Here is a 13,495-nt window from a genome sequence, read left to right as displayed (position 1 = left end):
TCACTATAAAAGTCAATAGATTTAAGCGATTTTTTGCTTTTACTAATGATAAAAAAATCATTGTGCTTTAGATATGGTTAAAATAAACTATTTTGATTTTGAACCAGTCGCTGACTTGCCAGCAAGCGAAAGAGGAATCTTATTCGATACCCTGCACTTTAATCGAGGGGACATTATTATCGAAAGTAGTGAAACGGCCATTACGCTGGTGAACTACAAATTGCGCTGAAAGACATGGAAAATTATGGTAAAAGTAATGTGGTTGGACGCATTCGTGAGGAAGAAATCTTCATTCTCGATGAAATCAAATCTTGGCAGAAATTTAGATTGCAAGAGGTAGCGTAAACAGAATAGTAAGCAAAAATCCCTGGATTCATGTCCAGGGATTTTCTATTTCTTCTAGGTCATTTATTTCATAGGTCTTTATAGTATATTAAATCAATTTGTTCATCGTCAGCCATGAAGAAAGAATGTTGGCTTATGTGACGGAAGCCCATTTTGCTATAGAAATTTAGGGCACGTTGGTTATGTTCCCAAACGCCAAGCCACATACCGTTTACACCAAGTTCACGTGCGATTTCTTCAGCCGTTTGAATTAGTTTGGTTCCGTAACCATTACGTAGAAAGGCTGTCCGCACATAAATCCGTTCAACCTCAAGTAAGTTGTTACCTATGTATTCAGTCTGGGCATCCCCAACATTGAGTTTCAAGTAGCCAACTGTTTCATTATTTTCCTTCAAAAAGTAGAACTGACTGTTAGTTTCTGCTAATTCAGCTAGCAACTTATCGCGGTTGTAGGCATCCTCCAAGTAAATCCGCATATTTTCATCTGAATTAAATTCTCCAAAAGTATCCGTATAGGTTTCGATAGAGACAGCTCTTAGCTCATCCACATCGGCCACACTACATTGATGTAATTGTGTCATAAATGACCATCCTCCTTACAAAATGAATTCCCTTTATCATAACCTAAAAGTCTAGAAAACTTAAATCTTATATATAGAACGAAATGGAAAATAGAGATTAACTGGGAATAGCTATGAATATTCTAATCGAAATATCCATAATAAAGGAATACGGGATGTTAATACCGGGTAATTGTAAATAATTCACTTAATATTTACAAAAATCACATCTAGATTTGGGAATCAGCAACCCTTGAATACAGTGACGTGCTTGATGTGATAGGGATTTATTCGTTTTTATATGTTAAATAAAATCAATTAAGTGTAAATAATTCGAATTAAAGACTTTACTGATTATTTTCAAAACTAATACTGAAAGTTGATTGGAAGTTAATATTGGTAGTTTAAGATAAATAGCGGAGTTAAAAATTTGAGATCAATTTTTCGGGAGGAAATAAGGACAATGAAATTTAACAAGAATGTGATGCGCTTTGGTGTAGGGTTATTATCAGCTGCGTTATTAGCTGCATGTGGAAATGCTAGTGCAGGTTCTGAATCATCTAATGCGTCTACTGGTGCTACGGAAGGCGAAACTGAATTAGTATTTTGGCATGGTATGGGTGGATCTACTGGTGAAGCGTTACAAAAAATTGTTGATCAATACAACGAGTCACAAGACGAAGTTTTTGTAAACGCACAATACCAAGGAACGTATGATGAAACATTAACTAAATTACGTTCATCTGCATCTGGTTCTGATGTTGGTGCCGACTTGGTTCAAGTATTTGAACAAGGGATGACATTCATGATCGACTCAGGTTTGACAGTTCCTGTTCAAGATTACGTTGACGAATCTGGATTCGAGTTAGCTGACTTAGAAGAAAACTTATTAGCTTACTATACAAAAGGTAATACTTTATATTCTATGCCATTCAACTCTTCTACACCGTTAATGTACTACAACGCAGACCTATTTGAACAAGCAGGGATCGAGGAAGTACCAACTACATTTGAAGAAATAATTGAAATTTCACCACAATTAACTAAAGCAGGCATTGAAATGCCAATGTCATTAACTATCTATGGTTGGTACATCGAGCAATTTATCAACAAAACTGAAGAAGATATGTACAACAATGGTAACGGCCGTGAAGCTGCACCAACAGAAGCTGTATTCGACCAAAATGGTAGCATGTTACGTGCCTTAGAAACTTGGAAAAAAGCACAAGACGAAGGTGTAGCACCTAACGTAGGACGTACAGGTGGACAAGCTGAGTTCGTTTCAGGTCAATCTGCAATCACTTTAGCTTCAACAGCAACATTACGTCAAATCTTAACAGAAGTTGACGGCCGATTCGAAGTAGGTACTGCTTACTTCCCAGCATTATCTGCGGAAGATGAAGGTGGGGTTTCAATCGGTGGTGCGTCACTATGGATGATCGAATCTGAAGATGAAGCTAAGAAAGATGCTACTTGGGACTTCATGGAATACCTCGTAACACCAGAAGTTCAAGCGCAATGGAATGCAGACACAGGTTACTTCCCTGTAAACAAAAATGCCCATGACGAACAAGTATTCAAAGATAACTTAGCAGATTTCCCTCAATTCCAAACAGCGATCGACCAATTACATGATGCAACAGCTGAAGATCAAGGTGCTTTATCTGGTGTAAACCAAGAAGCGCGTATGTACTTCGAAGCAGAATTAGAACGTCTTTTAAATGATGAAATCACTGCAGAAGAGGCAGTTCAAAATATGGCTGATCAAACAAATGCAGCACTTGAGAACTACAATGCGACGAATCAATAAGATTTAGACTTTGTACAGCCGGAATCTTTTTCCGGCTGTTTTAAATTTTGAAAGGAGCACAATTTTGGAACGTACAGATGAAATTGTCATCATTAAAGCAAAGAAGACCCTGGGTGAACGAATCCAACCTTATATGTACTTGTTACCAGCTTTGTTAGTTTTAACAGTATTTATGTTTTGGCCTTTTATCCAAACGATTTTCCGTTCGCTATATCTCACCGATTCTTTCGGTCAAATGTCCCAGTTTCTTGGATTGAGAAACTATGCAGAATTATTTACCAGTAAATCATTCTGGAATGCAATGATGGTATCATTCCAGTTTGTTTTGATTGTTGTACTTTTTGGTGTGACAGTTGGACTAATAGCGGCTATGCTATGTCAACGGTCATTCCCTGGGATTAGATTTTTCTCTACCTCTTATGCGATGCCAATGGCTATTGCATCTGCAGGTATGGCCATGATTTTCCAAGTCATGTTAAACCCGACAGTAGGGATTGTAAACAAGTTAATCGGCACTAATCAGAACCTTTTAACGCATCCAACATGGTCTCTGATAGTTGTAGGGATTTTAACTGGCTGGTTGAATTCGGGGATGAACTTTTTATATTTCTCTTCTGGATTAGCGAGTATTGATGATGCTTTATATGAAAGTGCCTCAATTGATGGGGCCAACGGTTTTCAAAAATTTATCAATGTTACCATTCCTTCATTAGGCCCTACGTTCTTCTTTGTTATTGTAACCAACGTAATTAATGCCTTCCAAGGTTTTGGTCAAATCAATATCTTGACTAAAGGTGGTCCAGGTGAAGCAACAAACGTCATTGTTTATGATATTTACAAGAATGCCTTTATGAACTACCGGTATGGTTTTGCCTCAGCAGAATCAGTTGTTTTATTCGTCATCATTATGGTGTTAACCATTATGATGTTCATCATTCGAGGAAGGGGTAATAAATAATGGCCAGCACGCATGCAATTTCAACAGCAGTTACTAACCGTAATAAACAAGATCAGAAATATTTGATGAAGCAAAGCGTTCAACGGGTAGGCATAATTGTCCTTAACGTGATCATGTGGCTTTTTATGATGTTTCCTTTAATTTATGCCGTATTAATGGCTGTGAAACCATCAGCTGAATTATATGATCCAAATTCAATGCTATTCCCGCAAAACCCAACGTTAACAAACTTTGTTCAAGTTTTTGATATTGCACCATTAGGTCGCTATATTATTAACTCAATTATTGTAGCAACATCTGTTACCTTATTACAGATTCTGACATCTTTATTAGCCGGTTTTGCTTTTAGATTTGTAAACTTTAAAGGCAGTAAATTAGTGTATGCCTTAATCCTTTCTACCATGATGGTTCCGGGTGAAGCGGTGATTATCTCTCAATTCTTGATGGTATCTGGATGGGGCTTAAATGATTCAATTATTGTGTTGATTCTACCTTTTATGGCTTCAGCATTTAACATCTTTTTATGTACACAGGCGCTACAAAACTTCCCTTATGAAATTTATGAAGCAGCTAAAATGGACGGCTGCAAAGATTTACGTTTCGTTTTTGAAATTATGTTCCCACTACTAAGACCGACGCTAGGTTCAATGGCTGTTCAGTCATTCCTTGCTGGTTGGAACATGTACATGTGGCCGTTATTAGTAACGAATAATGATAATGCGCGAACTGTTCAAATCGGGATTTCAATGTTGAATAGTGTAGACTCGCAATCATTAGTTTTAATGGTAGCGGGTGTTATTGTTTCAATGATACCTAGTCTAGCCATCTTCGTTATCGGATCCAAGAACATGGTTAAAGGTTTAACTGCAGGGGCAGTGAAAGGTTAATAGGAGGTTAAAATGGCAAAAGTTCAATTAAACAAAGTTGGCAAAATTTATAAAGATGGATTTAAAGCTATCCATAATATCGATTTAGACATCGAAGACAAAGAGTTTATCGTATTTGTAGGACCATCTGGTTGTGGCAAATCGACAACCTTGCGTATGATCGCAGGATTAGAAACTATTTCTGAAGGGGAATTACGTATTGGTGATGAGGTTGTCAACAACACACCTGCAAAAGACCGTGACATCGCAATGGTTTTCCAATCATATGCCTTATACCCGCATATGAATGTTCGTGATAATATTGCCTTCGCCATGAAAATGGAAGGTATTTCTAAAAAAGAACGTTATGCAAAAGTTGAAGACGTAGCGAAACCACTACAACTAACAGAATACTTAGACAAGAAGCCAGGTGCCTTATCTGGTGGACAACGTCAGCGTGTGGCTTTAGGTCGTGCGATGGTACGTAATCCAAAAGTCTTCTTATTGGATGAACCATTATCAAACTTGGATGCGAAATTACGTGTATCGATGCGTTCTGAAATCGTTGAATTGCATCGTCAATTACAAACTACCTTCATTTACGTCACACATGACCAAACAGAAGCAATGACAATGGGGACGCGTATTGCCGTGTTAAATGCTGGTTGCGTTGAACAATTTGATACACCAGAAAACTTATATAATAACCCAGTGAACCGTTTTGTTGCGGAATTCATTGGCAGTCCACAAATGAATCTGATTGACGGTCGTTTAGTGAAAACGGAAAATGGTACGGCAATTGAATCAAGCGAAGAAATTTTTCCGTTACCTCAAGAGATGCAGGATAACATTTTAGTAGAAGCAACTGGTCAAGAAATTCAAATTGGTTTACGCCCAGAGCACTTTGAATATAAGAATGACCGTTTTGACAAGCAAACGATTTTAGTGCAAACAAAAAATGTTGAACAAGTCGGTGCAGATACTTATGTCTACTTTGATTTCCATTCATCAGAACTTGATATGACCGCACGATTAAGTCCAGCGCGAAGAGTACCAACACATGCTGATGTCTATTTACAAATTGATATAAATAAGGCATACTTATTTGATAAAACAACAGGTAATTCAATTTTAAACCGTCGTTACCACGAAGATTAAGGAGTGTAACTATTTAATGACTGGCATCATCGCCCACCGAGGCTATTCAAAGCTATTTCCTGAAAATACCATGCTCGCTTTTAAAGAAGCGGCGAAATTTGATATCACAGGAATTGAGCTAGACGTACAACTAACCAGTGATGGTCATGTTGTGATCTGTCACGATGAAATGATTGACCGGACCTCAAATGGCACAGGTTTTATTAAAGATATGACGTTGGCTGAATTAAAAACCTTCTATTTTTACGGCAAATTCCAAGGTCAAGTTGAAGAAAATGAAGACATTCAATTGCCAACATTAGGTGAATTTTTTGAGTGGTTTAAACCCTTAGATATCATGGTCAATATTGAATTAAAAACCAATATTTTTCGCTATGATGGTCTGGTTGAAAAGGTGAATGATTTAATTCAAAGTTTCGACCTAAATGACCGAGTAGTCTTATCATCCTTCCAACATCACACGATGAACAATGCCAAAAAGGTTAATCCAGATTTGAAAACAGGACTTTTAACCATTAGTGGTATTTTGAATCCTGGTGATTATATGGCTAGTCACGGTCATGAATTCTACCACCCATTCTTCATGACTTTAGAGTCAGAAGATTTTGACAATCTTGCTGCCAATAAAATCGGGATTAACACTTATACTGTAAACCGAGCTGAAGATATGGAAAAACTAATTAATGCTAAAGTAACCAATATCATTACCGATGATGTGGCCTTAGGACTAGAGACTTTAAACGCATCAAAATAATTTACAAAGGAAAAGCCTATGGTCCCAATCGTGGATGCCATAGGCTTTTGTCGTATACTTTAGTGGTTATTATCCTAGTTGTAGATCTGCTGAATCAAGGGCTTGGTCAATGACTGCCATAACCGCCTTAGAGTGGGCTAGGTTTGCTTTAACCCGGTCCATATCGTGAGTACGGATGATGTCTTCAAATTCAACAAATTCTTCATACATGCGGTGGCTATGAATTCGTTTGTCGGTTGTCTGTGAAGACTTTTTGCGCAAGGCCAAATCATAAGAAGCCAATGAATTGGTTGGGCCATCGATAATTAAGGCACCGTTTCGACCTTGAATGGTTGATTTAATTGGGGCGTCGGTATCTTTTGACCCGATGCAGACCGCTTTAAAATCTTCAAAATCCATGATCAACATGCCTGATGTATCGATTCCCCGATCTACATTGGCATAATATGTCGCTGATTTTGGTGCGCCAAATAAGCCGACGAGTAAATGGACGTTATAAATATTGATGTCCATTAAGGCACCACCAGCTTTTTTGGGATCAAAGACTGGTAAAATTTCACCATCCATAAAAGCATCATACCGGCTTGAGTATTGTGAGTAGTTGGCTTCAACAATTTTGACGGTCCCCAGTTTAGCCAAGTCTGCTTTCAGTGCTTTGAAGTTTTGGAAGTGTTGGTTGGTAATTGCTTCTACTAATACCAAATCTTTTTCCAAAGCGATGGTTTCCAGTTCCTCTAGCTCCGCCAAGTTTAAGGTGAATGGTTTCTCGCATATCACATGTTTATTGGCCAATAATGCCTTTTTGGCAAAGGTATAATGTAGATGGTTGGGCAAGGCCACGTAGATGGTATCGATATCGCTGGCCAGTAAGTCTGCCACGTCCGTAAACACCTGATTGATCCCGTGTTCGTCCGCCATTGCTTGGTTTTTAACCAATGATCTTTCAGATGACAAAAGGGCAACCAATTCTATAGCTGGGATATCGTGGACCATTGATAGGAAATCCACGACAATCTTACCAGCACCTAATATTCCTAATTTCATAATCGTTTCCTTTCTTTAGTGGGTCAAAATTAATGTAAGTCGACTTGTCCGTCTTCCATAATTTGCATCACTAACAATGTTTCCTCGTCTTTAACGACTTTCTCTTTGCCATTAATAATCGATTCATAAATATCACGGTAAACTTGACGGTAGTCCCCAAATTCAGAAACAACCGCTTCCTTGTGATAGACACCATTGTCGTCAAGGTAGGTTAAAGTACCGTAGTGTTCAGGCAAGTCTTGTCCAAAACCAGGTTGGTCTGGGGTATAGTTTAATTTTAAGTGGTCTTCTTGACGGTCTTTTGTTTGCTTGATGAAGACACCTCTTTTCCCGTAAATGGCAAAAGATGGTCTGGCTTCAAACCGCATTAATGATCCCGCAACAGCCACTTTTAAATTGCCGTAGTTTAAATCAAAGTCGAAGTAATCATTCAATTTACCGGCACCAAGAATTTGACGGGTGTCGAAGTGGACGTCGTCAGGCATACCAAAGTAAGAAATGGCTTGGTCAAGGGAATGAGAACCCAGGCCGTAAGTATAGGAATCGATTAAAGTGTAAGTTGAATTTTCTGAAAATTCAGGATTATAGCGGTCGTAGTGGATTTCTACATCAATCAAGTCGCCAAGAACACCTGATTCGATGACTTTTTGTGTTGTTAGGAAGTCAGAATCGTAGCGGCGGTTTTGGTAGCACTGGATGAAAAGTCCTTTTTCTTTGGCTAAGTCGAATAATTCTTGGGCTTGGTCTCGGGTTTCCGCAAATGGTTTTTCCACCAGGACATTCTTACCGGCTTCAAGGGTTTGTTTGGCTAAATTATAGTGGCTGGCGTTAGGTGTTGTAATGACAACCAGGTTGATAGCTTCATCTTTGTAGATATCATTTAGGTTACTCGTGTAATGGACGCCTTCAAGGGCTGGCCAAGCACTTTTCCCAGACCGTGAGTAAATCGTTTGAATGTTGGCAATTTCCGGTAGGCGGCTAGAAAAGGGTAGGTGGTAGCGGTTGGTGGATTTACCGTTTCCGATATAAGCAATATTTAACATGAACATAACCTCCATAAATGTATTTATCTTAAATATAGCGGTATTGATGGGAAAATGATAGCGATTTGATTATTCTGGTAGTAACTGCCAATAAGGGGTCAAATTGATGGGGTCTTTTGAACATTTTGACCAAAAAGACATCTTCCATACCAATTTTCAGGCAGATAGCGTACAATGCTAAGAGTAGGAAACCCTTTCAGGAAAAGGTGAGAAAATGAATTTAGTGCAAGCACTTAAAAATGATCAAGAATTTACCCCCAATGAAAAACGGATAGCGGCTTATATTTTGAGCAATCCTTTAGCGACCAGCCAGTTCAATTTAAGGGACTTGGCGACCAAAACTTATACCTCGCATTCAGCGATTGTCCGTTTTACCCAAAAGTTAGGTTTTGAAGGTTTCAGGGATTTTCGGGTGGCTTTAATTGCCTATGCCCAGCAGTATCGGTTCAAAGAAGGGGCAGTGGATGCCAATTTTCCCTTCGTACCGGAAGATTCGACTAGTGATATTGCCAACAAAATGGCTAGTTTGACCAAGCAGACGATTGAAGCTATGCAAGTCAATTTGGATGAACAGACTTTTGAAGCCTGTGTGAAAACTATGCTAGATGCCAAACGGATATTTATTTTTGCCAAAGGCGACACGCAAATTTCAGCCCGGTCTTTTCAGAATAAGCTGGCTAAATTAGGGATTTTCATTGTGATTGCGGAAGAATACGCGGATGAGGCTTGGGTGGCGTCCAATATTACAAGGACAGACTGTGCCATTTTTACCTCTTACCGGGCAGATTCGGTCAAGTACCAACATTTTATTGAGATTTTGAAAGCTGAAAGTGTGTCAACTATTTTGATTTCGTCCCTAAACGCTAAAGTTTTAGCAGGGATGACCGACCATTGGCTGACAACTGTTGATTTGGAGCGGTCAGACTCCTTGAAAATAGGGACTTTCTCTTCGCAAATTGCCATTGAATATATTTTCAACGTTTTATATGCCATGATTTTTATGACCAATTACAAAAAAAATAACGAACAAATTGCCAAGAAGTTTACGCGAATCCAGAGAGGAGCATTAGATGATTAAGTGGGGAATTATCGGCGCAGGAAATATCGCCAACCGTTTTGCGGATAGTCTAGAGAAGGTAACTGACGGTGAATTATACGCAGTTGCCAACCGGACGATTGAAAAGGCTGAAGCTTTTAAAGCTAACCATCCATGTGAAAAAGCTTATGGGTCTTACCAGGAATTATTGGACGACGATCAAGTGGATGCAGTCTACATTGCCTTACCGCATAAATACCATTTGGAATGGGTCTTGCAAGCTATTGATGCAGGGAAAGCCATTCTTTGTGAAAAACCAGCGACTATCAACCAATCTGAAGTTTCAGAAATTGAAGCAGCTTTAGATGCGAAACCGGTTTTCTTTATGGAAGCCATGAAGAGTCGCTTTACACCGACTTATCAAGCGGTGAAAGAATTGGTTGCACAAGGTGAAATCGGTGAGATTAAAGCAATAACCACTTCTTTATGCCGAAAGTTTGATGAAGCCGATGCTTCTTACCATTTTGAACCAGGTCAAGGTGGTTGTTTATTAGATATGGGTGTCTATAACGTGGCCTTACTAGAAGATTTCTTGCCAGGTGAATTTATCTTGAAACACTTGGATTACCATTTACATGAAAGTCAAGTAGAAGTAGAAGTATATGTGAATGCGGTATTTGACGTGAACGGTAAGGAAGCTGTGCTAGAGTCAGGTTTTGACCGATTAACAGACGCAAAAGCAGTGATTAAAGGGTCGAAAGGGGAAATCGTGATTTATGACTTCCACCGACCAACTAAATTTGACTTCATTGTAGGCGATAAGGTCACTAACAATGAAATCTTAAATGTTGTCGATGATTTTTATGGTGAAATTACCCATGTACACGCCAATCTAAAAGCTGATAGATTAGAAAGTAACCGGATGCCAATGGCAGATACTAAGAAATTCGCAGCAATTATTGATCAATTGAAAGCAGAAATATTTTAGTCAATGTAATCACTCAGATCAATTGAAAGCGGAATCTGCTATAATGAAAGGAAGAAAATTACAGGAGGCTCTTCTATGAAGATTGAACGAGTGGCATTTTTTGATATTGACGGTACCTTATTTGACTCAAGCAAGTACCATTTACCCATTGAACAACAGGTTCCTGAGTCAACCTACCTTGCCATTGACAAGTTAAAAGCTAATGGCGTATTGCCAATTATTGCGACAGGTCGCTGGAAGAATCGGGCCCAGAATTTGGGTGACTTATTAAAGATTGATTCATTCATCACTTCAAATGGTCAGGCAGTTCATATCGAAAATGATCTTGTTTATCAAAACTATATTGACCAAGCATTAGTTGAACGAACGATTGACGAGATGCGTTCCCGCGATGTGCCAGGTTTTTTTGACACCAAGAAAGGCCTTCACTTACTACCAAATGTCGTTCGTGCCAGAGATTACGGTGAACCGTTTAAGATTGTGCATGATAGTGAATATCCTGAACACGTCCTTCAAATGCTCGTGACCACTGAAAATATCCGGATTGTGAGCGACTGGTTGACTGAATTGAAAGTCGTTCAAACGGGGCCATCTCATTTGGATATCTATCCGTTTGACGTGTCTAAAGCAAATGGGATTGACCGGGTATTAGAAATTTTGAATATGGATGTTTCACAAACTTATGCCTTTGGTGACGCTGATAACGACCTTGAAATGTTGGCCAAAGTCGGCACCTCAGTTGCCTTGGGTAATGGAACTGATAACGTTAAGAAAACCGCTGATATCATCACCTCTGAAGTTTGGAATGACGGCATTTATAAAGCCTGTGAACAATTAGGTTTGTTTGATTAATACTTGAAAAGAGCAATCTTTGGCATGTTTAAAGACCTTTACGTCACTTTGTAGATGTTTTCAGGTGAATAAGGAAGAACATACTAGAGTGAAAAACACAGAAAATGGTTGATCAAGTGAGGTTCAACTACTTTCTGTGTTTTTATTTTATTTTTATAAATTACCATCTAACAAGTTTTGAATGACTGCTGAAACACCTAGATCATTATTAGAAGGGGCAATAAAATTAGCTTGTGCCTTAATATCGTCATGGGCATTTTCCATAGCATATGAATATTTCACCGCAGCCAACATTTCAATATCGTTATAGTTATCACCAAAAGCCATCATTTGGTCAGTGGTAATATTAAGTAACTTGCTCAATTGATACATGGCTTGGCCTTTATTGATATTTTTGTTCATAATATCAATCCACTCTTTACCAGATGTGGTGGCAGAAAATTGTTTGTTTAAAGCCGGGCCGTAAATGTTCTCATATTGGTCAACAGCATCGTTATTTGGTGTATACACTGTAAACTTGTTAGCAACAGCATCCACTGATGCAAAGTCGTCGTAATAGTAAATATTGGTATAGAAAGTCCGGTAGACTTGATCATACTGGTCATGGGCTTTTGGAATATAGGCTGCGTCTAGAGCACACAAGATAGGAATGCCAGTTGCTTCATTTTGCTCAAGGGTAAAGGCCATCAATTTGCGGTAGTCATCTGGTTGGATGATTGAATTAAATAATTGTTCTCCTTGTTTGGTAATGGCTGCACCATTATCAGATACGAAAATCAAATCATCTTCAATATGACTGAACATATCTACCAGCGCATAAAGTGGTCGTCCGGATGCGACGGCCACTTGTATGCCTTTTTCTTTTAAGGCGTGGACCTGGTCAGTAAAGTTTTCAGGGATCTGTCCTTTGTCATTTAAAAGGGTGTGATCCATATCAATGGCAATTAATTTGATGTCTGTCATGTAAATCCTCCAATTGAATTTTTTACTAGCGAGCTTTTGTAGACGATCATATAGCGCTTACAATTACTTTTAATTTAAAAATTACATCGTTAGACGGATGGCTAGTAAACTCATCTATGCTATATTATAACCATAAACAATTAAAAACGAAAATGAAAGGATGAACGCCCATGGGTTGTTTAGGAAATTTAATTTGGATGATCTTTGGTGGGATTATTTCTGCCATTTCTTGGTTCTTTATCGGCTGTATATGGTGTTTAACGATTATTGGTATCCCCGTAGGCCTACAATGTTTCAAGATGGCCAAATTATCCTTAATGCCATTTGGCAAGGACGTTGTCCGTGAAGAAAGTGGCTTTGGGAGCTTGCTATGGAATATTCTATGGTTAATCTTTGGTGGTCTTGAATTAGCAGCCATGCACCTATTTACGGGGGTTATTTTAGCTATTACCATTATCGGTATCCCATTTGCCAAACAACACTTTAAACTAGCCCTACTATCGCTTGTGCCATTTGGTGCACGGATTGTGCCGTCAAATACACTTTACATGGATATAAAATAGTAGAATAGAAATAGGAAAAAACTAGCCATTTTTCTCTTGGCTAGTTTTTTTAGGCTAGAATGTCGGCAAAATCTAATTGGGCAATCACTTTTCCCAAGTCATTAACGGGTGCTTCAACTAGGAAACCGCGTTTTCCGGCCGAAAAAATAATGGTCTCATAATTTTTAGCGGTGGCATCAATAACGGTTGGGAAGGCCTTTTTCATACCAATTGGAGAACACCCACCGTGAATGTAGCCAGTTAAAGGTTCAAGATCTTTCTGAGCAATCATATGAATATTCTTCTCGCCAACGGCAGCAGCGGCCAGCTTTAGATCTAACTCATGGTTAACTGGGACTAGAAAGACATAATGGTTTTTCGATTTTCCATGTGTGACTAGTGTTTTAAATTGTTGGTCTGGATTAATGCCAAGGACTTCAGCAACTTCTTCACTGGAATGTGGTGTGAAATCTTCAGGAAGAGTCATTTCTGTATAGGGAATTTTTTGTTGGTCTAATTTACGGATTACATTGGTTTTTTTAGCTTTTGCCATATTGAAACCCTACCGTTAAACTG

At 38.7% G+C, this 13,495-nt stretch carries 16 protein-coding genes; 11 read left to right on the top strand and 5 right to left on the bottom strand.

Annotation, left to right across the window (positions count from 1 at the left end; genetic code table 11):
• Positions 1–73: 73 nt before the first annotated feature.
• Together B2V22_RS00745 and B2V22_RS00740 are read left to right on the top strand one after the other, a co-directional pair.
• On the top strand, positions 74–229 hold the full coding sequence (locus tag B2V22_RS00745; protein WP_290489870.1) for a hypothetical protein: 156 nt from the start codon (positions 74–76) through the stop codon (positions 227–229).
• 5 nt (positions 230–234) lie between these two features.
• The gene (locus B2V22_RS00740) at positions 235–345 is read left to right on the top strand and encodes a phospho-sugar glycosidase domain-containing protein (protein WP_290489869.1); all 111 of its coding nucleotides are present in this window, start codon (positions 235–237) and stop codon (positions 343–345) included.
• A gap of 68 nt (positions 346–413) precedes the next feature.
• Here B2V22_RS00740 and B2V22_RS00735 read toward each other — a convergent pair whose 3' ends face one another.
• Positions 414–926 (bottom strand): GNAT family N-acetyltransferase, encoded by a 513-nt coding sequence (locus B2V22_RS00735; RefSeq protein ID WP_290489868.1) that lies wholly within the window; start codon positions 924–926, stop codon positions 414–416.
• A gap of 442 nt (positions 927–1,368) precedes the next feature.
• On the opposite strand from B2V22_RS00735, the gene B2V22_RS00730 reads away from it, so the two are divergent.
• The 5 genes from B2V22_RS00730 to B2V22_RS00710 all read left to right on the top strand — a co-directional run bounded on the left by B2V22_RS00730 (position 1,369) and on the right by B2V22_RS00710 (position 6,451).
• Positions 1,369–2,715 carry an ABC transporter substrate-binding protein gene (locus tag B2V22_RS00730; RefSeq protein WP_290489867.1) on the top strand — a complete coding sequence of 449 codons (1,347 nt, stop codon included), beginning with the start codon at positions 1,369–1,371 and terminating at the stop codon, positions 2,713–2,715.
• A gap of 64 nt (positions 2,716–2,779) precedes the next feature.
• Complete coding sequence (locus tag B2V22_RS00725) at positions 2,780–3,673, top strand: carbohydrate ABC transporter permease (RefSeq protein WP_290489866.1); 894 nt, start codon at positions 2,780–2,782, stop codon at positions 3,671–3,673.
• The gene (locus tag B2V22_RS00720) at positions 3,673–4,560 is read left to right on the top strand and encodes a carbohydrate ABC transporter permease (RefSeq protein ID WP_290489865.1); all 888 of its coding nucleotides are present in this window, start codon (positions 3,673–3,675) and stop codon (positions 4,558–4,560) included. Before B2V22_RS00725 ends, B2V22_RS00720 begins: the two co-directional genes overlap by 1 nt.
• 12 nt (positions 4,561–4,572) lie before the next feature.
• On the top strand, positions 4,573–5,697 hold the full coding sequence (locus tag B2V22_RS00715) for an ABC transporter ATP-binding protein (RefSeq protein WP_290489864.1): 1,125 nt from the start codon (positions 4,573–4,575) through the stop codon (positions 5,695–5,697).
• A 16-nt stretch (positions 5,698–5,713) separates the two neighbouring features.
• Complete coding sequence (locus tag B2V22_RS00710; RefSeq protein ID WP_290489863.1) at positions 5,714–6,451, top strand: glycerophosphodiester phosphodiesterase family protein; 738 nt, start codon at positions 5,714–5,716, stop codon at positions 6,449–6,451.
• Between the two features lie 69 nt (positions 6,452–6,520).
• Here B2V22_RS00710 and B2V22_RS00705 read toward each other — a convergent pair whose 3' ends face one another.
• Positions 6,521–7,495: a Gfo/Idh/MocA family protein gene (locus B2V22_RS00705; RefSeq protein WP_290489862.1), complete on the bottom strand. Its 975-nt coding sequence runs from the start codon at positions 7,493–7,495 to the stop codon at positions 6,521–6,523.
• Between the two features lie 29 nt (positions 7,496–7,524).
• Positions 7,525–8,538 (bottom strand): Gfo/Idh/MocA family oxidoreductase, encoded by a 1,014-nt coding sequence (locus tag B2V22_RS00700; RefSeq protein ID WP_290489861.1) that lies wholly within the window; start codon positions 8,536–8,538, stop codon positions 7,525–7,527.
• 214 nt (positions 8,539–8,752) lie between these two features.
• On the opposite strand from B2V22_RS00700, the gene B2V22_RS00695 reads away from it, so the two are divergent.
• The 3 genes from B2V22_RS00695 to B2V22_RS00685 all read left to right on the top strand — a co-directional run bounded on the left by B2V22_RS00695 (position 8,753) and on the right by B2V22_RS00685 (position 11,414).
• Positions 8,753–9,616: a MurR/RpiR family transcriptional regulator gene (locus B2V22_RS00695; protein ID WP_290489860.1), complete on the top strand. Its 864-nt coding sequence runs from the start codon at positions 8,753–8,755 to the stop codon at positions 9,614–9,616.
• A complete protein-coding gene (locus B2V22_RS00690; RefSeq protein ID WP_290489859.1) occupies positions 9,609–10,562 on the top strand; it encodes a Gfo/Idh/MocA family protein in 954 nt (317 codons plus the stop codon). The genes B2V22_RS00695 and B2V22_RS00690 overlap by 8 nt, the downstream gene beginning before the upstream one ends.
• 75 nt (positions 10,563–10,637) lie before the next feature.
• The gene (locus B2V22_RS00685) at positions 10,638–11,414 is read left to right on the top strand and encodes a Cof-type HAD-IIB family hydrolase (RefSeq protein ID WP_290489858.1); all 777 of its coding nucleotides are present in this window, start codon (positions 10,638–10,640) and stop codon (positions 11,412–11,414) included.
• Between the two features lie 153 nt (positions 11,415–11,567).
• On the opposite strand, the gene B2V22_RS00680 is transcribed toward B2V22_RS00685, so the two are convergent.
• Positions 11,568–12,377, bottom strand: a complete 810-nt coding sequence (locus B2V22_RS00680) for an HAD family hydrolase (RefSeq protein ID WP_290489857.1) — start codon at positions 12,375–12,377, stop codon at positions 11,568–11,570.
• 170 nt (positions 12,378–12,547) lie between these two features.
• Between B2V22_RS00680 and B2V22_RS00675 the strand changes: the two genes are divergently transcribed.
• Positions 12,548–12,940, top strand: coding sequence for a YccF domain-containing protein (locus B2V22_RS00675; RefSeq protein ID WP_290489856.1), 393 nt, complete (start codon positions 12,548–12,550; stop codon positions 12,938–12,940).
• A 49-nt stretch (positions 12,941–12,989) separates the two neighbouring features.
• Here the strand turns inward: B2V22_RS00675 and ybaK are convergent, their stop codons facing one another.
• Positions 12,990–13,472: a Cys-tRNA(Pro) deacylase gene (gene ybaK, locus B2V22_RS00670; protein WP_290489855.1), complete on the bottom strand. Its 483-nt coding sequence runs from the start codon at positions 13,470–13,472 to the stop codon at positions 12,990–12,992.
• Between the last annotated feature and the right edge of the window lie 23 nt (positions 13,473–13,495).

Origin of the sequence: Aerococcus sp. UBA6277 (genome assembly GCF_002440555.1) — a bacterium.
Lineage (GTDB): Bacteria > Bacillota > Bacilli > Lactobacillales > Aerococcaceae > Aerococcus.
This window is presented reverse-complemented; position numbering and strand designations above follow the sequence as displayed.